The organism is Variovorax sp. GW821-FHT09B01, from assembly GCF_059418345.1.
Genome location: NZ_JBWKPQ010000021.1, coordinates 1 through 14879, shown reverse-complemented (window position 1 = coordinate 14879; position 14879 = coordinate 1). Strand labels below are relative to the sequence as shown.

Annotated in this window: 10 protein-coding genes and 1 pseudogene; 4 read left to right on the top strand and 7 right to left on the bottom strand. The window is 68.6% G+C overall.

Going from position 1 to position 14879, the window contains the following annotated elements; translation table 11 throughout:
- The first annotated feature begins 26 nt into the window (after nucleotides 1-26).
- The 4 genes from AC07RV_RS35680 (at nucleotide 27) to AC07RV_RS35665 (ending at nucleotide 4620) form a co-directional block, all read left to right on the top strand.
- Nucleotides 27-503 carry a TadE/TadG family type IV pilus assembly protein gene (locus tag AC07RV_RS35680; RefSeq protein ID WP_296788035.1) on the top strand — a complete coding sequence of 159 codons (477 nt, stop codon included), beginning with the start codon at nucleotides 27-29 and terminating at the stop codon, nucleotides 501-503.
- The gene (locus tag AC07RV_RS35675) at nucleotides 500-985 is read left to right on the top strand and encodes a TadE/TadG family type IV pilus assembly protein (RefSeq protein WP_296788032.1); all 486 of its coding nucleotides are present in this window, start codon (nucleotides 500-502) and stop codon (nucleotides 983-985) included. The genes AC07RV_RS35680 and AC07RV_RS35675 overlap by 4 nt, the downstream gene beginning before the upstream one ends.
- Nucleotides 986-992: 7 nt before the next feature.
- The gene (locus AC07RV_RS35670) at nucleotides 993-3110 is read left to right on the top strand and encodes a TadG family pilus assembly protein (protein ID WP_296788029.1); all 2118 of its coding nucleotides are present in this window, start codon (nucleotides 993-995) and stop codon (nucleotides 3108-3110) included.
- A 70-nt stretch (nucleotides 3111-3180) separates the two neighbouring features.
- Complete coding sequence (locus tag AC07RV_RS35665) at nucleotides 3181-4620, top strand: sigma 54-interacting transcriptional regulator (RefSeq protein WP_296788026.1); 1440 nt, start codon at nucleotides 3181-3183, stop codon at nucleotides 4618-4620.
- Between the two features lie 55 nt (nucleotides 4621-4675).
- Here AC07RV_RS35665 and AC07RV_RS35660 read toward each other — a convergent pair whose 3' ends face one another.
- The 7 genes and pseudogenes from AC07RV_RS35660 to AC07RV_RS35630 all read right to left on the bottom strand — a co-directional run.
- Nucleotides 4676-6244 (bottom strand): TolC family protein, encoded by a 1569-nt coding sequence (locus AC07RV_RS35660; protein ID WP_208511240.1) that lies wholly within the window; start codon nucleotides 6242-6244, stop codon nucleotides 4676-4678.
- Complete coding sequence (locus AC07RV_RS35655; RefSeq protein WP_093347724.1) at nucleotides 6241-7557, bottom strand: HlyD family type I secretion periplasmic adaptor subunit; 1317 nt, start codon at nucleotides 7555-7557, stop codon at nucleotides 6241-6243. The genes AC07RV_RS35660 and AC07RV_RS35655 overlap by 4 nt, the downstream gene beginning before the upstream one ends.
- Nucleotides 7558-7638: 81 nt before the next feature.
- Complete coding sequence (locus AC07RV_RS35650) at nucleotides 7639-9456, bottom strand: peptidase domain-containing ABC transporter (protein WP_208511239.1); 1818 nt, start codon at nucleotides 9454-9456, stop codon at nucleotides 7639-7641.
- An 83-nt stretch (nucleotides 9457-9539) separates the two neighbouring features.
- The gene (locus AC07RV_RS35645; protein ID WP_143129249.1) at nucleotides 9540-9842 is read right to left on the bottom strand and encodes a hypothetical protein; all 303 of its coding nucleotides are present in this window, start codon (nucleotides 9840-9842) and stop codon (nucleotides 9540-9542) included.
- Nucleotides 9839-12949, bottom strand: a complete 3111-nt coding sequence (locus AC07RV_RS35640; protein WP_296788017.1) for a glutamate ligase domain-containing protein — start codon at nucleotides 12947-12949, stop codon at nucleotides 9839-9841. Before AC07RV_RS35640 ends, AC07RV_RS35645 begins: the two co-directional genes overlap by 4 nt.
- A 105-nt stretch (nucleotides 12950-13054) precedes the next feature.
- Nucleotides 13055-13561: a peptidoglycan-associated lipoprotein Pal gene (gene pal / locus AC07RV_RS35635; protein WP_093347731.1), complete on the bottom strand. Its 507-nt coding sequence runs from the start codon at nucleotides 13559-13561 to the stop codon at nucleotides 13055-13057.
- Between the two features lie 85 nt (nucleotides 13562-13646).
- A pseudogene (locus AC07RV_RS35630) lies at nucleotides 13647-14879 on the bottom strand (hypothetical protein); the annotation flags it as partial.

The window sequence follows — 14879 nt, the reverse complement described above, 5'->3', positions numbered from 1 at the left end:
GATCGATTACCGGCAAGGGAGCAACGATGACATCCGCGCGCAGACAGTCGGCTCGCGCATGCGCGCAGCGGGGTGCGTACGCGGTGGAGTTCGCCTTCGTGTTCCTGCTCGCATTCGCGCTGCTCTATGGCGCCCTCTGCTATGGAATGCTGTTCGCATTCCGTCTCGGCCTTCAAAATGCCGCAGAAGATGGCGCCCGCGCCGCACTGCGCTATCAGCCCGACTTCGAGACCCGACGCCAACAGGCAGTGAACGTGGCGACCGCCCGGGTCAGCTGGATGCCAGGCAACAAGACACCGAGTGTCAGCGCCCAGATTTGCGCGGCGGATACGGGCTCCTGCGATGTGTCGAACTGCGGACTCACGTGGAGCCAGCGTTGCCGCGTGACCGTCACCATCCAGACTCGCGATCTCGGGCTGGTATTGCCACCGATGCCCAATTTCGCACTGCCGAGCGTCCTGATCGGGCAAGCCAGCATACTGCTGGATGCGAGGACGCCATGACGGCTCGCCGCATCGCTCGGCTCCAATGCGTCTCGCGCCGTTGCCAGCACGGCCTGGCAGCGATCGAGTTCGCACTGACCTTCACTTTTCTCTTTCTCATCCTGTACGGCCTCGCGACCTTCGGGGCGCTGTTCTATACCCAGCAGGTCGTCGCGCGATCCGCGGAGGAAGGTATCCGCGCCGCCACGTCCTTCCGTTCCTCGAACCCCGCCGTGTTCGAGTCGACCATCCGCACCGCCGTGGTGGACTCGTTGGAGCAATCGCTGGTCGTGCCGCTGACCGCCACCAATCGGCGCACCTGGATCACCCAGAAGGTCACCATCGCCATCACCGGCACCAGCACATCGGCCCAGGTCGCTGTCACGGTCACCTATCCCTATACGGGCGACAGCAGGCTGCTTCCAACGGTGTCGATCCTGGACACCAGATGGATGCCGCAGCAACTGCGAAGCAGCGCGACAGGCGCGCTTTTGAGATTGTGAGGACGCCATGAACCCAACCCAGCCCTGCCACAGGCCCTCCCGTCTTCCAAGACCGGTGCGCCCCCGGGCGCACGTACGCGGCTCCATCGTCGTCAATCTCGCGATCGCCCTCAGCCTGATCGTCATCACGCTGATCGGCAGCGAACTCGGCTATCTCTTCTTCGTCAAGCGCGAACTCCAGAAGACGGCGGACCTCGCCGCCCTGGCGGGTGCGCAGGCATTGGGGCCCAGCGACTGCGCCTCGGCGCAACGCGCCGCTGCCACCAACGCCAATGTCAACATCCTGCCGGGTCTGCCTCGGGTGGCCGAAACGGAAGTGTCGTGTGGTCACTTCGATCCGGCACGCACCACACCGCGGCATTTCGGCGCACCCAATGCAGGACAGAAACTCAACGCCGTCTTGGTCACCCTGACGCGCACACCGTCCCTGCTGCTGCCGCTGCTGCCAGGCAATGCGCAACGCGCGATCACCGTCGAGGCGCTTGCCGCGCAACAACAACCGCTGGCGTCGCTGACGGTGCGCAACACGCTGGTCAGCGTCAATGACGCCAAATCCCCATTGCTCAATGCCGTGGTTGGCGGCTTGCTCGGCGGCAGCCTCAACATCGATGCGGTCGGCTGGAACGGCCTGCTCAACACCGACATCAAGCTGCTGGATTTTCTCGACCAGCTCAAGATCTCGCTCAAGATCACAGCTGGCGGCTACGACCAGGTTCTCAACACCGAGGTCGAAGTGGGCACGCTGCTGGATGCAATGATTACCGCGCTGAAGAAAAGCGGCCAGACGCTGGATGTAGTGCTGAAGGCCCTGGACAAGCTGCACGTGGCGGCCACGGGACCCGGCGCAAAGCCGCTCATCAAGCTCGCCGACCTCCTCAACATCGAAACCGGCACCGAGGCCGGCGGCCTGAAATCCGACCTGCAGCTCTTCCAACTCGTCAACGGCGTCGTGCAACTGGCGAGCGGCAAGAGCGCCGCATCGGTTGATCTCAACATTCCGTCGCTTGCCGGTATCACTGCCAGCGTGAAGATACGGATTGTCGAGCCGCCGCAAGTTTCAGCAATCGGCAATCCAAACCTCATCAAGCCAGGCACGGGTCCTGGCACCGGCGCCGCCGATCCCTACGGGATCTACGTGAGAACCTCGCAGATCCGCACGCTGATCTCATTGAACCTGACCAGCCTCACCAACGTCGTGAGCCAGATCGCGTCGGCCGTGCTCGCCGCGCTGTCGCCGATCATCAACTTCATCAATACGGTGGCCTCCCTCAACCTCGGCAACATCGTGGGCCAGCTGGTTGGCGGCATCATCTGCGGCGGCAACAGCTGTCCTGTCTCGAAGGTGCTCTATGCCGATGCACTGCCCGCGCCGATCGACGTCGCGATCAGCTCGGGCAACGGCGAGGCGTATGTGACGGGCCACACCTGCACCACCGACACGAGCAAGGAACTCGACGTGCAGGCCAATACGAGCATTGCACAGGTCAACGTCGGCAAGGTTTCGGACACGGTCTTCTCCTCCTCCGCCCCCGTTACCGCGGCACCGGTTCCCGTGGTCGAGATCGGCTATCAGGAGGCGCGCTACGACTCCTGCCTGCTGAGCATCCTCGGTCCCCTTCTCTGCTCGGGCGAGAAGTGGAAGAACGCGGCCGGCAACTTCGTGGACGGTAAAGCCAATGGCAAGAAGACCGTGGTCTCGGGCCTGGGCCTGACGATCAATTCCCCCGTGGGGGGCACCGGCACCGCCAATCCACTGGTCTATCGTGCGCCGGCTCCGGAAAACCTGCCGGAGATCGACGCTCCGCCCTTCGACGGTACGGTCGATCCGTCGTACAAGGCCATCACTTCGCAATCGGTCGTGAGCAGCCTCGCGGCGACTCTGGGTGGTATCCAGATCCGTCCGTACTCGAGTGACAACAGCGGCCTGCTCGGCTCCCTGCTCGGTGGCACGCTGAACCTCATCAGCGGCTTGCTCACAACGCTGCAAAACCTGGTGAAAAATGCGCTGGGCCCGTTGTTGGACCCCGCGGCCAACTACCTGCTCGAAATGCTCGGAATCGACCTGTCGAAAACCGAAGTCTCAGGCCGCCTTTCGTGCAACCGAGGTGCTGTACTCGTCTACTGATGTCTCTCTCCTCCCCACGACGAACCTTCCAAGCGAGCTTGTTCCTTGATTCAGCGCTTCATCCAATAGCATGAGTTCTGCCCCCAATTTCGACGAACTCGACCTCTTTGTCTGGGAAGGAAAGGCCGACATCCTCGACCGCATCGCCCGCTGCATGGCGAGCTTCGATGTCGAGGTGATCCGGGCCGACGGCATGCCCCCGCCTTCGCAGGACCGCACGGCGGCGATGCGGCCGTCGGTGGCGATCATCAGCGTCACGGTCATCGATGGCGGCGGGCTGCCGCAGGCGACCGAGCTGCTGCAGGGCATGCCGGTGATCTGGGTCGCGGCGGCTTCGCGCGAGCGCGACTCGCGCACCTATCCGCCCGAGTACCTGCACGTGCTGCCCTACGACTTCACCTGCGCCGAACTGCGCACGATGGTCGCGAAGCTGGTGCGGCAACTGCGCGCGCGCGACGTGGCGCCGCAGCCGCTCGACGAGCTGGTGGCGCACTCCGAAGCGATGAAGTCGCTGCTGGCCGAGGTCAATGCCTTCGCCGATTGCGACCACAGCGTGCTGGTGCGCGGCGAGACCGGCGTGGGCAAGGAACGCATCGCGCAGCAGCTGCACCTGGGCCACCAGAACTACAGCAAGGGCGCGTTCGTGGCGGTGAACTGCGGCGCGATTCCCGACGGGCTGTTCGAGTCGCTGTTCTTCGGCCATGCCAAGGGCTCGTTCACGGGCGCGGTGCATGCGCACCGCGGCTACTTCGAGCAGGCCACGGGCGGCACGCTGTTCCTCGACGAGATCGGCGATCTGCCGAAGTACCAGCAGGTGAAGCTGCTGCGCGTGCTCGAGGACGGCGCGGTCACGCGGCTCGGCGCAACCTCGCCGATCCGGGTCGACTTCCGGCTGGTGGCGGCGACCAACCGCAACTTGCGCGAGATGGTGGCCAGCGGCGAATTCCGCGCCGACCTGTTCTACCGCCTCGCGGTGATCGAGCTGCACGTGCCCAGCCTCGAGGAGCGCGGCGAGATCGACAAGATCGCGATCTTCAAGGCGCTGCTGGCCAACGTGCTGGGCGACCAGCTCGAGGTGCTCGGCGAAACGCCGCACTGGCTCAGCGACGCGGTGGCCGAGACCTACTTCCCCGGCAACGTGCGCCAGCTGCGCAACCTCGCGGAACGCGTGGGCGTGATCGCGCGGCAGCTGCACAGCTGGGACCAGCACCTGATCCAGCGCGCGATCGCGCTGACCCGCGGCACGCCCGCGGCCACCGGGCCGGGCGGCGGCATGGGCCTGGGCGCGAACGCGGTGGGCACGAGCAGTGCCTTCGATGCCGCCGGCGGCGATCAGCGCAAGGGCTGGAACGGCAGCGAACGCAACCGCATCATCGCGGCGCTCGAGATCAACGACTGGAAGCGCCAGGACACGGCGCAGCACCTGGGCATCAGCCGCAAGGTGCTGTGGGAGAAGATGCGCAAGTACCAGATCCTCGACGGCGAACCGGGCATTCCGGAAGACGCCTGAGCGGCCACGCGGCCGCGCGCTGATGCGCCGGCCGCCCGCCCGCCTTTTCTCTTCGTCAGTTGGTGGTCGGCAGGCGCTCGGCGCGCCGCAGGGTCACGGGCTGCGCGTTCTGCGAGCGATCCACCGACGCTTCGGTCGCGCAGGTCGAATTGCTCGCCAGGCACGGGCCGCTCAGCAGGCCGTCCTCGGTCAGCACGGTGCGGCTCGGCGCGCCGAAGACGCGGTCGACCCATTCGTTGCTGCCCTCGGCATCGATGCGCAGCTCGCCGGTGGTGCGCGCCAGGCGCAGCTCGTTGACGCGCAGGTCGAACACGGCATCGACGTAGTCGAACAGCAGGTTGTAGTACTCGAGCTGGGCATCGAGCACCTGCGGCAGGGTGTCGCGGCCGAACTCGAGCAGGCGGCGACGGCCGCGGAAGGCCTGGCCCGAGGTGCTCACGGCCTCCATCAGTTGGCGCTCGCGCTCGCGGCCCGAGACGGTGCGCGACCACGAGGCGCTGGTGAGCTCGAACAGGTTGAGCTTCACGCCCTCGAGCTTGGCTTCCTGGTTCTCGACCTCGGCCATGGCGGTGCGCACGCGCAGCTGCCGGTCGAAGCCGCTGCCGAAATTCCAGCTCAGCTCGAGCGCGGTGCGCGTGGGATCCTGCGGCGACACGCCGCGCGGGTCCTTGCTCTTCACGATCACGGCATCGACGGTGGGCCAGATGCTGGCCTCCTGCTGCTCGACCAGCGCCTTGGCCTTGTTGATGCGGCCCTGGGCCTCGGCGATCTCGGTGCTGCGTTCCTCGGCGCGGCGCAGCGCTTCGGCCTGCGAATCGATGCGCCACTGCGGCGGCGCGGCCAGCACCGGCAGGTTGCGCGTGATGGGCGTGAACTTGAAGTAGCTGCGGAACTTGGCGATGGCCTCGTCGCGCTGGGCCTCGAAGTCGGCCTCGCGCGCGGCCACGCTGGCGCGGCGCGCGCTGGCCATGTTGAGGTCGTTCTCGCCGGTGGCGCCGAGCGCGACGCGGCGCGCCTCGGCCTTCGAGAGCTCGGCCACGATCTCGGTGGAGCGGTGCGCGATCTCCTTCTTGAGGTCGAAGCGCTGCACCTGCAGGTAGGCGGTCAGGGCATCGAGCACCACCTTCTGCGAGGTGGTGGTGACGGCCTGGCCGTCGGCCTCGTTGCCGGCCTCGGCGGCACGGATCGAGGCGCTGATCGCGCCGCCGTCGAGCAGGCTCATGCGCGCCTCGGCGGTGATCACGTTGTAGCTCTGGGTCTGCGCGTTGGCGGCGCCGCTGTTGTAGTTGCCCGAGGAGGTGCCGACCTTGAAGCGCGGATAGCGCGCCTTCTTGGCCTGGTCGATCTGGAAGCCGCTGGTGTTGGCGGCCGCCTGCGCGGTCTGCACCTCGGGGTATTCCTGTGACAGCACGACCAGCGCCTGCTTCACGCGCTGCACGTAGCCGGCGGTGCCGATCGAGGGCGCCGTCAGGCGCCGCGCGAGCATCAGCGAGGGCGGCGGATCCTGGGGCCCCTGCGTTTCTTGAGCCATCGCGGTGGGCGGCAGCGCGAAGCTGGCGCACAGCGCCGCGCACAGCACGCCGGTGCCCGCCGGGCGCCGGCCGTTGGTCGTGCGGCGCTTCATGGTTCGCGGAAGGCTTCGCGCCGCAGCTTGAGCACCGGACGAAGGATGTACCAGATGAAGGGATCGGTGCCGACCTTGAGGTCGACCTCGGACTCCATGCCGACGGTGATGCGGTTTTCCTTGTGGCCGACGAAGGACTTGTCGGTGCTGATCAGGAGCCGGTAGTACGGTGCGCCGTTGGCGATCGCGGGATCGCGGTCGGCATCGGCCGCCACCAGCGTGACCTTGCCCTCGACGGCGCCGTAGCGCAGGTAGTCGTAGGCGGTGATCTTGACCGTGGACTGCTGGCCGACCTCGACGAAACCGCGGTCGTTCGGATTGAGCCGCGCCTCGATCATGATCTCGTCCTTGTCGGGCACCACCTCGAGGATGGCCTCGCCGGGCTTCACCACCCAGCCGGGGCTGCCGCTGCGCAGGCCCTTGACGATGCCGTCCGACGGCGCCTTGACCTCGGTGCGCGAACGCTGCGTGCGGGCGCGCGCGAGGTCCTCGCTCAGGCTCGCGAACTGGCGCTCGACGGTGGCGAGCTCGTCGGAGGCGCGGCGCCGGAAGCGCCCCTCGGCCTCGGCCATCTTGGCCTGCGCCTCGGTGATCGCGGCGTTGGCCGAGATCACGCCCTGGCGCGCCACCGCGAGTTCGCTGCGCGCGGCCTCGGCCTGGCGGCGCTTCTCGAGCACCTCGACCTGGCCGACCAGCTTCTCCTTGAGCAGTTGCTCGGACACCTCGAGCTCCTTCTGCATCAGGTCGAGCCGGTCGCTCAGGCCCTTGACCTTGGCCTGCTGCTCGAGCTGCCGGCTGCGCGCGGCCTCGAGGCCGGAGATGGCGCCGGCCATCACGCCGCGCTGCTCGAGCGCGCGCGCGTCGTAGGCACCGGTCTCGCCGGCGTACACGCCTTCGTCGATGTCCTTGGCGAAGGTGTCGCGCTTGAGCGGCTGGCCGCGGCTCTCGGCCAGCAGGCGCACGCGCGTGGCCTGGGTGGCGGCATAGCGCGCGGTCAGTTCCTCGAGGTTGAGGCCGCTGCCGCCGAGGTCGATCTCGACCAGCGACTGGCCCTGCTTGACGTGGTCGCCTTCCTTCACGAGCACGGCGCTGACGATGCCGCCTTCCAAATGCTGGATCGACTTCACGCGGTCGGAGGGAATCACGCGCCCGGGCGCGACCACGACGGTCTCCATCGGGAAGCCCAGGCCGACCACCGCGAACACGCCAATCAGGCCGCCGAGCAGCCACTGGCGCCGGCGGCCCTCGGGCGTGATCTGGGCGGCGCGCTTCTGGTCTTCGGTCTGCAGGACCTGCGGCAGATCGGCTTTCAAGATCTCGTCTCCCCTGCGGGCACTCGGTCGTCGCACTCGGTCATCGGTCGATCGGTCCAATCCATAAACAAATTCAGCGCATCAGGCGATCGAGCGGGCGGCGGATTCGCCATCCTCGCCACCGCCTTCGGGCAGCGCCACCAGCGCCTTCTTCACGCCGAACAGCTTCGGCACCATCACCGCGGCCGTGCCCTGTTCGACCGAGCCTTCGCCGGTCACGTGGTAGACATGGCTGGCGGCCGAGACGATGCGCAGCGAGTGCGTGACCACCACCACGGTGCGCACCTTGGCCACCGCCAGCAGCGTGGCCAGCAGCGCGCGCTCGCTCTGGAAGTCGAGGTCGTTGCTGGGCTCGTCGAGCACCAGCACCGAGGGCTTGCGCAGGAAGCTCATGGCCAGCGCGAGCTTGCGGCGTTCGCCCACCGACAGGCCGGTGCCGCCCTCGCCCACCATCGAGCGGTAGCCGTCGGGCAGCCGCGAGATGAAGTCGTGCGCGCCCGAGAGCTTGCAGGCCGCGACGATCTGCTCGTCGCTCTGGCCCGGCGCGGTGCGGCGCATGACGTCGATCAGCGAACCGCCGAACCAGTAGACCTCCTGCGAGAGGTAGCTGATCCAGCGCGACAGCTCCTCGCGGCCGAACTGCGAGAGGTCGTACTCGCCGATGCTGACGACGCCGTGCGTGGGCGTGTACAGGCCCGAGAGCAGCTTGACCAGCGTGGACTTGCCCGCGCCGTTGCGCCCGACGATGACGTGCAGGCCGCCCGGGCCGATGTCGAGGTCGAGGTTCTCGATGACCGCCTTCTGCGCGTTCTCGGTGAAGCTGAAGCTCACGTCCTTGAGCGTGATGCGGCCCAGCGGCTGCGGCAGGGCCATGCCCACCGGCGGCTTCTCCACCGGCTCGCCGAGCACGGTCTCGAGGCGCTTGGCGGCTTCCTTGGCGGTGGCCAGCGAGCGCCAGTTCGAGACCAGGCCGGCGATCGGCTGCAGCGCGCGCAGCGCAAGCATGTTGGAGGCCACGAGGCCGCCGACCGTCATCCACTGCTCCATCACCGAGATCGCGCCCACCGTGACCACGATCACCGAGAACACCGTCAGCAGCACCGTGGTGCCGTCGCGCGCGGTCTCGATCTGGCCGTTCTTGGTGAAGCTCTCGGTGAGCCAGTCGTTGTAGGTCTTCTGCCACATCTCGATGATGGGGCCGTCGTTGGCCTGCGACTTGAGCGTCTCGCGCGCATGGCAGATCTCGGCCGTCATGCGGTCGAGGCCGCGGCCGCGCTGCACTTCCTCGACGCGGCCGGCGCGCACCTCGTCGGCCCACCACCAGGCGAGGAACGAGAGGATCGCGAGGAAGGCCACCACCACCGGCAGCACCGGCAGCGCGACGATGCCGATCACCACCAGCCCGAACACCGCCATCGGCAGGTCGAAGATCGATTGCGCGAGGCCGCCGGTGACGGTGCCGCGCACCGAGCCGACGTCGCGGAAGTACAGGTGCCACACCGAGGCCGGCCGCGCCTCGAGCGCGCGCAGCGGACGGCCGAGCATGGAGCCCATCAACGCACCCGAGACGCCGTGGTCGATGATCGCGCCCGCGTTGCGCAGCAGGCGCGAACGGCGCGTGCGCAGCCAGAACTCGATGCACAGGAAGAACAGGATGCCGCTGACCAGCGCCGCCAGCGTCGAGACGCCGCTGCGCGAGAGCACGCGGTCGTAGACCTGCAGCAGGAAGATCGAGGGCAGCAGCCCGAACAGGCTGATCGGAATGGAGCGCCAGGCCGCGCTCTTGATCAGCGGGTAGGCATCACGAAACGCGGTGTGGAGGGCGCCCGCATAGGGACTGGCACCGGGCTCCACGGGCCGCTCGGCGACCAGTTGAGTGGGCAGGAGAAACTTGATCATGGGCGAAAGCCGATCCCGTCAGGCGATGACGCAACGGCTTCATTATCAACTGTTACCCGACTGTTACAAGGCAATATTTCACTCTAGAAAGCAGTGCAATTCGAGGCTTTGGTCAGGGGTCGGTCAGACCCTGTCGCGGCTCGATGCGAGACGATTTCGGTGGGCAGGACGACGGTGCTGCAAGCGACCGTCTTCCGAGTATTCGCGGCCTGCGCGGGTTCGTCGTCTCCGGGCAAACCCCGGTCCAGCAGGATCGCGACATTGACGCACAGCAGCATGCAGACGACCCACGCGCACAGCAGTTGGGCCCAGCGGGTCCACCAGCGGCGCGCCGGGGCGGCCTCCTGCTGCGCGGGCAGATGAAGGAGTGCATCCAGTCTGGTCATGGCAGTGCTTTCAAAACCCGGGCCAGCCGGGACAGACCCACGCCCGCGGAGCTTTTCGCGAGCACCCAGTCGCCCGGCTGCAGCAGGCTGCCCAGCGCGGTCGACAAATCGGAGACGTCGACGAACCAGTGCGAACGCACCTTCGAGCTGATGCGCGCATGCAGGGCCCGCATCAGCGGTCCGCACAGCAGCACGCGGTCGGCCTGCGTGGCCAGCAGCTCGGGCTCGAGATCGAGGTGATGGCGCTGGGCCGCCGGGCCCAGCTCCTGCATGTCGCCGAGGATCGCCACGCGGCGCGCGGGCTCGCACGGGGCCTGCGCCAGCAGCTCGAGCGCGGCGCGCATCGAGCTCGGGTTGGCGTCGTAGGTCTCGTCGATCAGCTTGAAGCTGCCGCCGCCGATGTGGATGGTGTGCAGCGCGCCGCGCCCGCCGGGCGGCTCGAACTGCGCGAAGGGTTCGACCGCCGCAGTCAGCGGCAGCCGCAGCGCGGTCAGCGCGGCCAGGCCGGCGACGGCACTCATGCCCATGTGGCGACCGGGCGCGTTCAGCCGCAGCTGCAGCGGCTCGCCGGCCACCATCGCCTTCACCTCGCCATGGTCGAAGGAGACCAGCCGCACGTCGGCCGCGCGGTGCTCGCCGTAGCTCACCACCTGCAGCTGGCGCTCGGCCGCGGCTTCGGCGAACACCGGGTACTCGACCATGTCGCGGTTCAGCACCACGCTGTCGCCAGCGGTCATGCCGAGGAAGATGCGCGCGTCCTGCCGCGCGGCGGCCTCGGCCGGACCGCGGTGCTTCTGTGCCGCGGCCGAAGGACCGGTGATCACCGCGAGCGTCGGGCGCACGAGCTGCGTCGACGCGGGCAGCTGCGACTGGCTCATGTCGAGCACCCAGTAGGCGGCGTGGCGCGGCAGGCAGGTGAGGTTCCAGGCGATGCCCGACGGCAGGCTGATGCTGCCTTCGGGCTGGCCGACCTCGCCCCACACGGTGAGCGCGCTGGCCATCATGGCCGCCACGGTCGCGCCGGCGACGCCCTGCCCCACCACGGCGCAGACGCCGCCGTTGAACTCGGCGCGCGCATGGGTGCCGAGCTGCAGCACGGCCTGCGGCAGGTCGGCCACCTTGAGCACCGGCACGCGCTTGTCGAGGTGTGGCTTGGGATCGACGCACAGCACGGCGGCCGCGGGCTGCAGCACGCCCTTGAGCGCCACGGCCGCCAGTGGGGCCTTGGCGTTGCGCGTCTGGTTCTCGAACACCACGCGGCCCTTGCGCAGGAAGGAGCGCTGCGCGACGCCGCTGGCGCGCCAGCCGTCCTCGGGCTTCACCACCCATTCGCCGCCGGTCACGCGCGCCATCTCGCTCGCGGTCCAGGTGCCGCCGTCGTCGCGCGGTCCGCCCTGTCCGACCGAGATGCCACCGCCGGCCACCGCGCCGGCGCCCGCGCCATGCAGCGTGCGACGCTCCACCAGGTAGCGGTGGAAGGCCACGAAGCCCGAGACGTACTGCTCGACGTCGTCGATGCGCACGCGGAACGCGTGGTGGCGGATGAAGAACGAGCCGACGATGGTCGAGGGACGACGGAAGTACATCGCCATCTCGGGCCAGAAGTAGCCGTTGAGCAGGTAGTGCGCGCGGTAGTCGAGCGCGCGGTAGAACTTCTCGACGTCGAGCTCGTCGAGCAGGTGCCGCATCGCGGGCATGCCCTCGAGCCGCTGCAGCATCTGCTGCGCGGCCAGCATCAGCTCGAGCAGCGTCGGGAAGGTGGTCTTGCGGTCGAGCACGAAGTCGAGGTAGCCCGCGACGTTCTGCAGCCCGAAGCGGAAGTAGCGCTCCTGCGGGCTCCAGCGCGCGAGCTCGTTGACGCAGCAGCTCAACCAGTGGTCGTGCGCCTGCCAGTGCTGGCTGGCGATGAAATGGTCGAAGGCCTTCTCCACCACGGCGAGCCACTGGGGATCGCGCGTGAGGCCGTAGAGGCGCAGCAGGCCGTAGGAGGCCTGGCCGTCGTAGTAGATGATCCGCGAGGCCTGCTTGAGCGTCAGGTCGTTCGCATGGATGACGTGGTTGAAGCGGCCGGTCGCCGGGTCCTGCAGCGAGGAGATGCCGAGCGCGAGCTTGTCGAGCAGCGGCAGCCAGCGCCGCGTGTCCATCGCTTCGCAGTACTTCACGAGCGCCAGCACGCAGGCCGCGTTGCCGCCCAGGCGGATCTCGCCGCCGGTGTCGACCAGGAACGAGATGTCGCGGCCGTCGGCGAGCTTGTAGTCGCGGATCAGGTGGTGCACCAGGCGATCGAGCGCGCGCTCGATGGCCGCGCGCAGCGTCTCGTCGCGCATGATCTCCCATGCCTCGATCATGGCGTAGAGCGCGCTCGCATGGCGCATCGCGTCGTAGGTCGGGATGCGCCGGTCGAAGCAGGGGAAGTAGCCGTAGACGAACAGGCCGTCGGCCTGCACCTGGCGCGCCAGGTACGAGGCGCCGCTGCGCACCAGGTCGAGCGTGGACTGCGGATTGAGCGCGGGCAGCTGGCGCCGGCCGGCATCGAGCCCCGTGCCCACGAGCTTGTGCACCACGCCGTCGGGCTGGCAGAACAGGCCCACGGTCGCCAGCAGGAACACCGGCTGGTCGCCCGGCAGGTCGAGCGAGAGCCGGCGGCCGAAGCGCGCATCGGCATAGAGCTCGAAGTTGCGCGGGTTCACCACCGCATGCGCGATGGTCGAGTCGCCGCTGAGCATCGCGTTCGCATTGAGCTCCTGCTCGGTGAACGCGAGCTCGAAGTCCTTGTCGAAGGCCAGGCCGAGGCGGAAGTAGTTGCGCTTGACCGACGCCAGCTGTCCCTTGAACTGGACCCAGTCGATCGGGCTCGCGCCCTCGACCCAGTCGATGCGCAGCCAGGGCGAGACGATGCCGTGCTCGTGCACCCAGCGCTCGACCTGCTCGGCGCCTTCGCGCCAGGCGGTCTCGAGCACGGCCGCGCGGGTGTGCACCACGTGCGCCCGCTGCGTGCCGTCGCTCACCGAGAAGAACAGCGTGAAGGCCGGGTATGGCGCCGGCAGCGCCGCGCACACCGAGACGAGTCGCTCGTGGCAGGCGTGGAGCTGATCGGAAAAGGACATCATTCGGCCCCGGTCGAAAACGGGCAACCGGCCCTCTTCGTCATGCGTTGCCGCGATGACTCGGAAGACCGGGAGCTGCCATCGAAGGCATCGCAGTTCCCTGGTTCAGCGGTAGCTGAATTCGGCGCGGCGATTGAGCTGGTAGCCCTCCTCGGTGTTGGCAAGCGATGCGGGTTTTTCCATGCCCCAGCTGATGGCTTCGAGCCGTTCGGCGGGCACGCCCAGCTGCGTCAGGGCGCGCTGCACGGCTTCGGCACGGCGCTGGCCCAGCGCGAGGTTGTATTCGCGGCCACCGCGCGAGTCGGTGTGGCCTTCGAGCACGACGCGGCTCGTCGGGCGGTTGCGCAGGAAGCTGGCGTGCGCCTCGACGATGTTGCGGTACTCGGGCTTGATGTCGTATTTGTCGAAGTCGAAGTACACGATCTTCGACACGCCGGCCGGGCCGTTCTGCACCGGCGGCGGGGGCGGCGGCTCGACCTTGGCGACCGCGCTCGCCCCCTTGTTGGAGTAGTAGTAGGTCGCGTCGTCGCGGCCCTGCTTGGGCCCGGTGCCGCAGGCGACCAGGCTGGCGCCCAGTGCCGCGATGGCCAGTATCCGGAAATTCGTCTTCATACCGTTCCTTTCAGAGGACGGACCGTTGCCGGTCCGTCCTTTCTTCTGCTCGTTCTCTTTTTTCCGTCCACTGTCCGTGACCGGATCAGCCCAGCAGGCCGTGCAGGATGTTGGCGACCGGGGTCACCACGTTGCCCACCGTGTGCTCGACCTGGCTGGTGATCGGGGTCACGACCTGGGTCAGGTTGGTACCCAGGGCGTGGTCCACGCCGTCCAGCACGTTGGCCACCGTGTCGACCACCGGCGCCGCGGCACCGGAGGCGCCCGCCAGGATGTCCGTCACCGGGGCCAGCGCGCCGGCGCTGGTGCCGGTCAGCGAATCGACCACCGGCGTCGCGCCACCCGTCAGGCCGCCGAGGATGTCGGTGACCGGCTGCAGGATGTTGGCCAACGGGCCGTCGCCGCCGAGCGAGCCGAGCAGGCTGCCGACGAGGCCGTCGTTGCCCAGCAGGCCGCCGACGAGGCCATCGTTGCCGAGCAGGCCACCGACCAGGCCGTCGTCGCCGAGGACGCCGCCGAGCAGGCCGCCTTCGCCGCCGAGCACGCCGCCCAACAGGCCGCCGTCGCCGCCGAGCACACCGCCCAGCAGGCCGTCGTTGCCGAGGACGCCACCGAGCAGGCCGCCTTCGCCACCGCCGAGCACGCCACCCAGCAGGCCGTCGTCGCCCAGCACACCGCCGAGCAGACCACCGTCGCCACCGAGGACGCCGCCCAGAAGGCCGTCGTCGCCGAGGACGCCGCCGAGCAAGCCGCCGTCACCGCCGAGCACGCCACCCGGCAGGCCGCCATCGCCCAGCACACCGCCCAGCAGGCCGTCGTCGCCCAGGATGCCGCCGAGCAGGCCGCCGTCACCGCCGAGCACGCCACCCAGCAGGCCGCCATCGCCCAGCACACCGCCGAGCAGGCCGCCGTCACCGCCGAGCACGCCGCCCAGCAGGCCGTCGTCGCCCAGGATGCCGCCGAGCAGGCCGCCGTCACCGCCGAGCACGCCACCCAGCAAGCCGCCATCGCCCAGCACACCGCCGAGCAGGCCGCCGTCACCGCCGAGCAGACCGCCCAGCAGGCCGTCGTCGCCCAGGACGCCGCCGAGCAGGCCGCCGTCACCGCCGAGGACACCGCCCAGAAGGCCGTCGTCGCCCAGGACGCCGCCGAGCAGGCCGCCGTCACCGCCAAGGACGCCGCCCAGAAGGCCGTCGTCGCCCAGGATGCCGCCGAGCAGGCCGCCGTCACCACCGAGCAGACCGCCCAGCAGACCGTCGTCGCCCAGGACACCACCCAGCAGGCCGCCGTCACCGCCGAGCAAGCCGCCCAGCAGACC